The sequence below is a fragment of the Streptomyces sp. UNOC14_S4 genome (genome assembly GCF_020740835.1).
GTDB lineage: Bacteria > Actinomycetota > Actinomycetes > Streptomycetales > Streptomycetaceae > Streptomyces.
Window position 1 is genome coordinate 1 of record NZ_JAINFC010000324.1, and the last position, 8,788, is coordinate 8,788.

An 8,788-nucleotide genomic window follows, 5' to 3' on the forward strand; every position below is an offset into this window, starting at 1 on the left:
GGTTCGGGGTCAGGCTCGGGATCGGGCCACGGGTCGGGCTCGCCGTCCTCGCACGGGCCGTCGTCCCACTCGCCGTCGCCCAGTTGCAGCCCGACGCTCCAGGGCAAGTAGCGCGCGCGGCCCCGTTCCCGGGAGCGGGGTGCCGACCCGGGTGCGACGCGCTGTCAGAGCCCCCGCATACTCTGGGGCCATGTCCGAGTCACCGCTCCTCACGAGCCTGCGCGCCGCGGTGGATGCCGCCCCCGACGACGTGCCCCTGCGCCTGCACCTCGCCCAGCTCCTCCTCGACGCCGGACACAGCCAGGACGCCATCACCCATGTGGCGGCGGCACTGCAGCGCGACCCCGGCAACGCGGAGGCGCAGGCGCTGATAGCCCGCGCCGTCGCGCCCCCTGCGCCCGCCGTGTCCGCTCCCGCGCCCGCGGCCGAGGTGCCCGCACAGCCGACGGCCTCGGCCCCGGCCTCGTACGACTGGACGCGCGCCGAGAACGAGCTCTCCGAGGTCATCCCGCCCCGCTTCGTCCAGCCGCAGCAGCCGGAGCCGGAGGGAGAAGCCGAGCCGCAGGAGCCGCACCTCCCGCTCACCGTCGACGGCAGCGGCGAGGACGACGGCTCGTCCCTGTGGGAGGTCGAGACGGGCGACGTCCGGCTCGCGGACGTCGGCGGCATGCACGAGGTGAAGGAGCGGCTGGAGGCCGCCTTCCTCGCCCCCATGCGCAACCCCGAGCTGCGCAAGCTCTACGGCAAGAGCCTGCGCGGCGGGCTCCTGATGTACGGCCCGCCCGGCTGCGGCAAGACCTACATCGCCCGCGCCGTCGCGGGCGAGCTCGGCGCCCGCTTCATGTCGGTCAGCATCAGCGACGTCCTCGACATGTACATCGGCAACTCCGAGCGCAACCTGCGCGAGCTCTTCGAGACCGCCCGCCGCAACGCGCCCTGCGTGCTCTTCCTCGACGAGATCGACGCGCTCGGCGCCAAGCGCAGCCAGCTCCGCAACAGCGCCATGCGCAACACCGTCAACCAGCTCCTCACCGAGCTCGACGGCGTCAACGGCACCAACGAGGGCGTCTTCGTGCTCGCCGCCACCAACCACCCCTGGGACGTCGACACCGCGCTGCGCAGGCCGGGCCGCCTCGACCGGATGCTGCTCGTGCTGCCGCCCGACGCGCCCGCCCGCGAGAGCATCCTCCACCACCACCTCAAGGACCGGCCCGTCGCCAATATCGACCTGGCCAAGCTGGCCAAGAAGACCGACGGCTTCTCCGGCGCCGACCTCGCGCACCTCTGCGAGTCGGCGGCCGAGCGCGCGCTGCTGGACTCCATCCGCACCGGCCGCGCCCGCATGATCGAGATGTCCGACCTGCTGGGCGCGCTCGGACAGCTGCGGCCGTCCACCGGCCCGTGGTTCGCCTCCGCCCGCAACGTGGCGCAGTTCGCCAACGAGGGCGGCTCCTACGACGAGCTGCTCGCGTACCTGAAGCGGAAGAAGCTGCTGTGACCACCACCGCCGCGCCCGTGGCCCGCGCCATGGCCCTCATCGAGCTCGGCCGCCACGAGCAGGCGGCGGAGATGCTCGCCCAGCACCTGGCCTCGCATCCGGACGACTCCCGCGCCCTGGAGCGCCTCTCCCTCTGCCGCTTCCGGGCACGGGACTGGACCGGCGCCCGGCAGGCCGCGGAGCAGGCCCTGGCGGCGAACCCGGACCAGGCGGACGCTTACCTGCGGCTGAGCGAGACGTACCGGGCGCTGGGCATGCCCGACGAGGCCGTGGGCGCGGCCCGCGAGGCCATCCGCCTGCTGCCGCAGGAGCCCGTTCCCCGGGTGGTGCTGTCGGAGGCGCTGCGGGCGCTGCCGGGCCGCCGGGGCCTCGCCGCGGCGTACGAGGCGGCCGTGGAGGCGGTCCGGCTGGGCCCGGAGGTCTCCTCCGCCCACTTCGCGGTCTACTTCGCGGCGTACGAGATGGGGCGCAAGGACATCTGCGAGCAGGCCATGCGGCAGGTGCTCGCCTTCGACCCCACCCACGGCGGGGCCCGCAACAACCTCGCGGCCCTGGCCGCCGAGAACCCGCACGCCGACCTCTGGGAGGCCCTCGGCGACATCTCCGGGGCCCTCGCCGCCGACCCGAACTCCTGGTCGGCCCACCACAACCTCCAGCTCATCACCCGCAAGCTGATGCGCCGCGCGTGCTGGCCCGCCCTCGCGTGCTTCGTCCTGGCCCTCGCCACGATGGTCGCCACCGACACGTCCGAGTCCGGCCGCGGCCTGCCGCCGGAGATACCCCTGCCGGCCCGGCTCTTCGCCGTCGCGGCGATGGCGGCGCTCTGGACCGGCTGCCTCCTGTGGGCCCGGCGCAGGATCCCGGCCCCGCTGCGGCGCCCCGTCATGCAGCTGCCGCGGCGCAGCGCCGCCCTGCGCGCGATCATCCTGGGCGCCGCGTGGTGCACGCTGTTCTCGGTACTGAACCTGACGGTCCGTCTGGACCCGCAGTGGCTGTTCGGCGCCTTCAACGTCAGCGCCCTGGGCGGCCTGGGCGCGTGCATGGCGTTCGCCGCCAGGACGAAGCGCTGGAAAGTGCCCAGGTAATATCCGCTGCGAAGCAGCCGACGAGCACGGACGAATTCACCAGACTTCACCAGAGGGGAGCCACCAGTGGCGGGAGAACCGCAGGCAGACTGCCTGTTCTGCAAGATTGCCGCGGGGAAGGTACCGGCGACGATCGTCCGGGAGACGGACACGACCGTCGCCTTCCGGGACATCAACCCCCAGGCGCCCACGCACGTCTTGGTGATCCCCAAGGTCCACTACCCCGACGCCGCCACGCTGGCCGCCGCCGAGCCGCAGGTCGCCGCGGACATACTGCGCGCCGCGGAGGAGATCGCCGAGCTGGACGACATCAAGGAGACGGGCTTCCGGATCGTCTTCAACACCGGCTCGGGCGCGGGCCAGACCGTCTTCCACACGCACGCCCACATCCTGGGCGGCCGCTCCCTCCAGTGGCCGCCCGGCTAGACCCCGGCCGAACGGGAGCCACCCTTGTCCGTACGCGAACTCGTCGTCCTGGGCACCGCCAGCCAGGTGCCCACCCGGCACCGCAACCACAACGGCTACGTCCTGCTCTGGGACGGCGAGGGCCTGATGTTCGACCCCGGTGAGGGGACGCAGCGGCAGATGCTGCGGGCGGGGGTGGCCGCGCACGACCTGAACCGGATCTGCGTCACCCACTTCCACGGCGACCACTCGCTGGGGCTGGCCGGGGTCGTCCAGCGCATCAACCTCGACCAGGTGCCGCACCCGGTCACGGCGCACTTCCCGAAGAGCGGCAAGCGTTTCTTCGACCGGCTGCGGTACGCGACGGCGTACCGCGAGACGGTGAAGCTGACGGAGGAGCCGGTCTCCGGCGAGGGCGCGGTGCTCGCCGAGACGCCCTCCTACACCCTTGAGGCGCGGCGGCTCTCGCACCCCGTCGAGTCGTACGGCTACCGGCTGACCGAGCCCGACGGCAGGCGCATACTGCCCGAGCGCCTGGCCGCCCACGGCATCTCCGGCCCCGACGTCGGCCGCCTCCAGCGGGAGGGCGCGCTCGGCGGGGTCACCCTGGACGACGTCAGCGAGGTCCGCCGCGGGCAGCGCTTCGCGTTCGTCATGGACACCCGCCTGTGCGACGGCGTGCACGCGCTCGCCGAGGGCTGCGACATGCTCGTCATCGAATCCACGTTCCTGGACGAGGACGAGGCACTGGCCACGGAACACGGCCACTTGACGGCGGGTCAGGCGGCGCGGGTCGCGGCTTCCGCCGGTGTGCGGCACCTGGTGCTCACGCACTTCTCGCAGCGCTACTACGACCCGTCGCTCTTCGAGCAACAGGCGCGCCGCGCCGGCTTCACCGGGGAGCTGACGGTGGCGCGGGACCTCATGCGGGTGCCGCTGCCGCGGCGACGCTGACGCATCGGGGCGCGCCCCGTCAGGGGCGCGGGGAACTGCGCGAGCAACCACACACGACCCGCAGCCGCGCGCTCAGCGCAAGCGGCACCCCGGTGGGCGCACCGTCCCACCGGGCCGCACCCGAAAACGGGGTCCGGGGCGCAAGCCCCGGGTCACCCCACCGGCTCCACCAGCACCGTCACGATGCGATTGCGCCGCCCCGCCGCCGCCTCCGCCGTGAGGCGGAGGGCGCGCATGCCGGTCTGGTCCGCGAGACCGTACTCGGCCAGGCCGACCTCCGCCGTGGCGCCCGCGATGGGGACGCGGCCGAGGGACTTGGCCAGGAGGCCGCCGACCGTCTCGACGTCCTCGTCGTCGAGGGCGAGGCCGTAGAGCTCGCCGAGGTCGCCGATGTCGAGGCGGGCGGTGACGCGGTAGCGGCCCTCGCCGAGTTCCTCGACGGGCGGGAGCTCGCGGTCGTACTCGTCGGTGATCTCGCCGACGATCTCCTCCAGGATGTCCTCGATCGTGACGATGCCCGCCGTGCCGCCGTACTCGTCGATGGCGACGGCACAGTGGTTGCGCTGCTGCTGCATCTCGCGCAGCAGGTCGCCCGCGTTCTTGGTGTCCGGGACGAACACCGCGGGCCGCATCGCCGTCGACACCAGCTCGGACTCGGCGTCACGGCTGATGTGCGTCTTGCGGACGAGGTCCTTGAGGTAGACGACGCCCACGATGTCGTCCTCGCTCTCGCCGGTCACCGGGATCCGGGAGAAGCCCGAGCGCAGCGCCAGCGTCAGCGCCTGACGGATCGTTTTGCCGCGCTCTATGACGACGAGGTCGGTACGCGGCACCATCACCTCGCGGACGAGCGTGTCACCGAGCTCGAAGACGGAGTGCACCATGCGGCGCTCCTCGTCCTCGATCAGCGACTCCTTCTCCGCGAGGTCGACCATCGCCCGCAGCTCCGCCTCCGAGGCGAAGGGGCCCTTGCGGAAGCCCTTGCCCGGGGTGAGGGCGTTGCCGAGGAGGATCAGCAGCTGGGGCACCGGGCCCATGATCCGGGCGAGCGGCAGCAGCACGTACGCCGCGGCGGTCGCCGTGCCCAGCGGGTGCTGGGCACCGATGGTGCGCGGGGAGACCCCGACGGCCACATAGCTGACCAGCACCATCACCGCGATGGCGACGGTCAGCGCCTGCCAGGTGGTGTCGAAGGCGTGCAGACAGACGTAGGTGACGAGGACGCCCGCCGCCATCTCGCACGCGACGCGCACCAGCAGCGCCAGGTTGAGATAGCGGGTGGGGTCGGCGGCCACGGCCATCAGCCGCGCGCTGCCGCGCCGCCCGGACCGTACGGCCTCCTCGGCCCGGAACCGGGTGGTCCGGGCGAGGCCCGCCTCGGCGCAGGCGGCGAGCCACGCGACGACCAGCAGCAGGACCGCGACCGCGATCAGCCGGCCGGTCACGTGAACGTCGGGGCCGGGGAGGGCCCCTCGATGCCGCGCTCGGCGCGCCAGCCGTCGATGATCGCCGCCTGGAGACCGAACATCTCGGCCTTCTCCTCGGGCTCCTCGTGGTCGTAGCCGAGGAGGTGCAGCACACCGTGGACGGTCAGGAGCTGGAGCTCCTCGTCCATGGAGTGCCCGGTCGGCGCCTCCTCGCCCTGCTTCTTCGCGACCTCGGGGCAGAGCACGATGTCACCGAGCAGCCCCTGCGGGGGCTCCTCGTCGTCCTTGGCGGGCGGCCGCAGCTCGTCCATCGGGAAGGACATCACATCGGTCGGCCCGGGCAGGTCCATCCACTGGATGTGGAGCTGTTCCATGGCCTCGGCGTCGACAACGATGACCGAGAGTTCGGAGAGCGGGTGGATGCGCATCCGGGCGAGCGCGTAACGGGCGACGTCGAGGAGCGCCTGCTCGTCGACCTCCGTGCCGGATTCGTTGTTGACGTCGATTGCCATGGGTCTGGGTGACTTACTTTCCGTCGCGGCTGTCGTACTTCTCGTACGCGTCGACAATACGGCCGACGAGCTTGTGCCGTACGACATCGTTGCTGGTGAGCCGGGAGAAGTGGACGTCCTCCACGCCTTCCAGGATCTCCTGCACCTGACGCAGACCGCTCTTCGTGCCGCCCGGGAGGTCGACCTGGGTGACGTCACCGGTGATGACGATCTTCGAGTCGAAGCCCAGCCGGGTGAGGAACATCTTCATCTGCTCGGGGCTGGTGTTCTGCGCCTCGTCCAGGATGATGAAGGCGTCGTTGAGGGTGTTGTGCGTCAGCAGGTAGTCCTGGGTGACGTACAGCGAGTCTTCCGCCGCGACCTGGATACAGACGGCTTCCTCGCGCCCCGCGGGCTCGATGCTGTCGATGAAGCGCATCGGACGGCCACCGCCCCCGGCCGCGTGGTACTTGTCGCGCTTGCGGGCGAGCCGGAAGGGCTCGATGCCTTCGGGGAGACGGATGTCGACGATGTGGGCGTCGTGGCGGTGAGCGACCTCGCGGCCGTTCGCCTTCCCGGGCTTCCGCCCCTCGGCCGCCCGGCGACGGGTGTACGCGACGCCGCCCAGCGACTGCACCAGCGAGATCACGTCATCCCGCAGAAGAATCGACGTGGTCGTGTACTGGATGCGGCATGTGCGGTCCGCCTGCGTGACCGGGCCGCCATCGGAGTCGAGCAGTCCCTGGAGGACGGCCAGACGCACCTCGGCGGAGTTCTGGAGGTAGTCGTCCGGGATGAACTTCGTGTGGGAGCGGCTGCCCAGCAGGTCCAGGGTGCGCAGCATTCCGGTGACCGGGTTTTCCAGGGTGACGACGTCGCCCGGGGCCTTCACACGGCTCAGGGTGTAGTCGGCCCGGCTCTTCCAGCGCACCTCGATGCCCGGAAGAGCAGCTTCCAGAGCAGTGGCGAGTTCCGTGTCCTCTGTGGCGAAGGCCGGGGTCGTACGTCCCGTGAGGCAGCCGTCGCCCAGCAGGAGGCCCAGGGCATACGGGTCCATGGGGACCTCACGCTCGGGGAACTCGACCGGCGCGGTGAGCAGCGGCAACTCGTAGCGGCGGGCGTGGGCCGCGCGCAGGTTGCCGATCATCTCTTTGGTCTCCAGGACCCGCCACGGCTTGTCGCGGCGCTTGTCCGCGGCCGTGCGGACCGTCCACAGGTGCTCCCCGCAGCACAGGGTCCAGGCACCGTCCTGGGCCGTGACGCGGTAGATGTCCTTCTCGCCCTGCGGGTAGACGCCCAGGACAGGGGTCGGCTCACCGTTCGAACCGATGACCAGGTCACCGACCTGGAGGTCGCCGATGGGGCGCCAGCCGTCCGGCGTCAGCACGTTCGTGAAGACCGGCTGCGCCCTGCCACGCATGTACGCGAGCGGCGCCACCTCGATCGTGCCCGCCGCCATCAGGCGCGGGATCGAGTCGGGGTCGAGCATGTCGTGGAGGGCGTCGTAGAGCGGCCGCAGGTAGGGGTCGATCTTCTCGTAGAGGGTGCCGGGCAGGAAGCCGAGGCGCTCGCCCGCCTCCACGGCGGGCCGGGTCAGGATGATCCGGTTGACCTGCTTGGACTGGAGGGCCTGCACGGCCTTGGCCATGGCCAGGTAGGTCTTGCCGGTGCCCGCGGGGCCGATGCCGAAGACGACCGTGTGCTTGTCGATGGCGTCGACATAGCGCTTCTGGTTGAGCGTCTTGGGGCGGATGGTGCGACCGCGGCTGGAGAGGATGTTCTGGGTGAGGACCTCGGCGGGGGTCTCCGGGGCGCCCGCCCCGCCCGCCTCGTCCCGCAGCATGGCGATCGAGCGTTCCACCGCGTCCTCCGTCATCGGCTGTCCGGTGCGGAGCACCAGCATCATCTCGTCGAACAGGCGCTGCACGAGGGCGACTTCCCGAGGGTCCCCGCTGGCGCTGACCTCATTGCCCCGGACGTGTATGTCGGTGCCGGGAAAGGCCTTTTCGATCACGCGCAGAAGCGAGTCCCCGGAGCCCAGGACCGTGACCATGGGGTGCTTGGCCGGGACGGTGAACCGGGCGGTCGCCTGCGGCTTTGTGGGTGTCTGAGTCATGGGCCGGCGCTGGGCCTGCTCGTCCCTCTTTTCCGTCTTTTCCGTGTCTGACGCTGTATGGCGCCGTCCGGCGCCGTCTGGCTGTGTCTTCAGGGTACGTCGGAGGTACCGCCGTATCGGAGGGGTTTTGCCGCCGGGCCCCGCGGGGTCACGGCTGCCGGAACCCCAGCGTCGGCACCGCCCGCCGCAGCGGCCACGGCCGGGCCGCCGCGGGCAGGAGGCCGTCGAGGAAGGCGTAGCGCTGCAGGGTGCCCGCGGGCAGCTCGTCGTAGGACCGCACGTGCTTCCACCACGCGGCGATCTCCACCCAGCCGGGTGCGGACAGTGACCCCCCGAATTCCTGTACGGACAGGGCGGCGGACAGGCCCGCGAAGGCCAGCCGGTCGGCGAGCGGCCACCCCGCGAGGGTGCCGGTGACGAAGCCCGCGACGAAGACGTCGCCCGCGCCCGTCGGGTCCAGCGCCTCGACCGCGATCGCGGGCACCTCGGCGCTCTCGCCCGTGCCGCTGTCGACCGCGTACGCGCCCCGTTCCCCCATGGTGACGACGGCGACCGGCACCTTCTCCGCGAGCGCGCGGGCGGCGGCGCGCGGGCAGTCGGTGCGGGTGTAGCGCATGGCCTCCTCCGCGTTGGGCAGGAAGGCCTCGCAGTGCTCCAGGTCGGCGAGGTCGGCGGGGTCCCAGCGGCCGGTCTCGTCCCAGCCGACGTCCGCGAAGACCCGGCTGCCCCGCCGGGCGGCGTGCCCGATCCACTCCTCCTGATGGCCGGGGACCAGCAGGGCGACGGCGGCCCTGGCCGGGGGCGGGCACTCG

The 8,788-nt window shown here is 71.9% G+C and carries 8 protein-coding genes; 4 read left to right on the plus strand and 4 right to left on the minus strand.

Annotated features, from left to right (window positions below; genetic code table 11):
• Window positions 1–190: 190 nt before the first annotated feature.
• The 4 genes from K6I34_RS24935 to K6I34_RS24950 all read left to right on the plus strand — a co-directional run bounded on the left by K6I34_RS24935 (window position 191) and on the right by K6I34_RS24950 (window position 3,942).
• A complete protein-coding gene (locus K6I34_RS24935) occupies window positions 191–1,498 on the plus strand; it encodes a 26S protease regulatory subunit (RefSeq protein WP_229328618.1) in 1,308 nt (435 codons plus the stop codon).
• Entirely contained in the window at window positions 1,495–2,583 is a 1,089-nt protein-coding gene (locus tag K6I34_RS38400; RefSeq protein ID WP_308294053.1) for a tetratricopeptide repeat protein, read from the plus strand. The genes K6I34_RS24935 and K6I34_RS38400 overlap by 4 nt, the downstream gene beginning before the upstream one ends.
• 66 nt (window positions 2,584–2,649) lie before the next feature.
• Window positions 2,650–3,009: a histidine triad nucleotide-binding protein gene (locus K6I34_RS24945; protein ID WP_229328621.1), complete on the plus strand. Its 360-nt coding sequence runs from the start codon at window positions 2,650–2,652 to the stop codon at window positions 3,007–3,009.
• Between the two features lie 24 nt (window positions 3,010–3,033).
• Window positions 3,034–3,942 carry a ribonuclease Z gene (locus tag K6I34_RS24950; protein ID WP_229328622.1) on the plus strand — a complete coding sequence of 303 codons (909 nt, stop codon included), beginning with the start codon at window positions 3,034–3,036 and terminating at the stop codon, window positions 3,940–3,942.
• Window positions 3,943–4,094: 152 nt separating this feature from the next.
• Here K6I34_RS24950 and K6I34_RS24955 read toward each other — a convergent pair whose 3' ends face one another.
• The 4 genes from K6I34_RS24955 to K6I34_RS24970 all read right to left on the minus strand — a co-directional run.
• Entirely contained in the window at window positions 4,095–5,387 is a 1,293-nt protein-coding gene (locus K6I34_RS24955) for a hemolysin family protein (RefSeq protein WP_229328624.1), read from the minus strand.
• Entirely contained in the window at window positions 5,384–5,881 is a 498-nt protein-coding gene (gene ybeY / locus K6I34_RS24960) for an rRNA maturation RNase YbeY (RefSeq protein ID WP_121798127.1), read from the minus strand. Before ybeY ends, K6I34_RS24955 begins: the two co-directional genes overlap by 4 nt.
• A gap of 13 nt (window positions 5,882–5,894) precedes the next feature.
• Complete coding sequence (locus K6I34_RS24965; protein ID WP_229328626.1) at window positions 5,895–7,976, minus strand: PhoH family protein; 2,082 nt, start codon at window positions 7,974–7,976, stop codon at window positions 5,895–5,897.
• Between the two features lie 148 nt (window positions 7,977–8,124).
• Window positions 8,125–8,788: carbohydrate kinase family protein (locus tag K6I34_RS24970; RefSeq protein ID WP_229328628.1), on the minus strand; the 664-nt coding region annotated here is incomplete at its 5' end.

Bases quoted from the DNA above. Each gene is read 5' to 3' on its own strand.
- K6I34_RS24935 (WP_229328618.1), top strand. From the start codon at position 191: ATGTCCGAGTCACCGCTCCTCACGAGCCTGCGCGCCGCGGTGGATGCC.
- ybeY (WP_121798127.1), bottom strand. From the start codon at position 5,881: ATGGCAATCGACGTCAACAACGAATCCGGCACGGAGGTCGACGAGCAG.
- K6I34_RS24965 (WP_229328626.1), bottom strand. From the start codon at position 7,976: ATGACTCAGACACCCACAAAGCCGCAGGCGACCGCCCGGTTCACCGTC.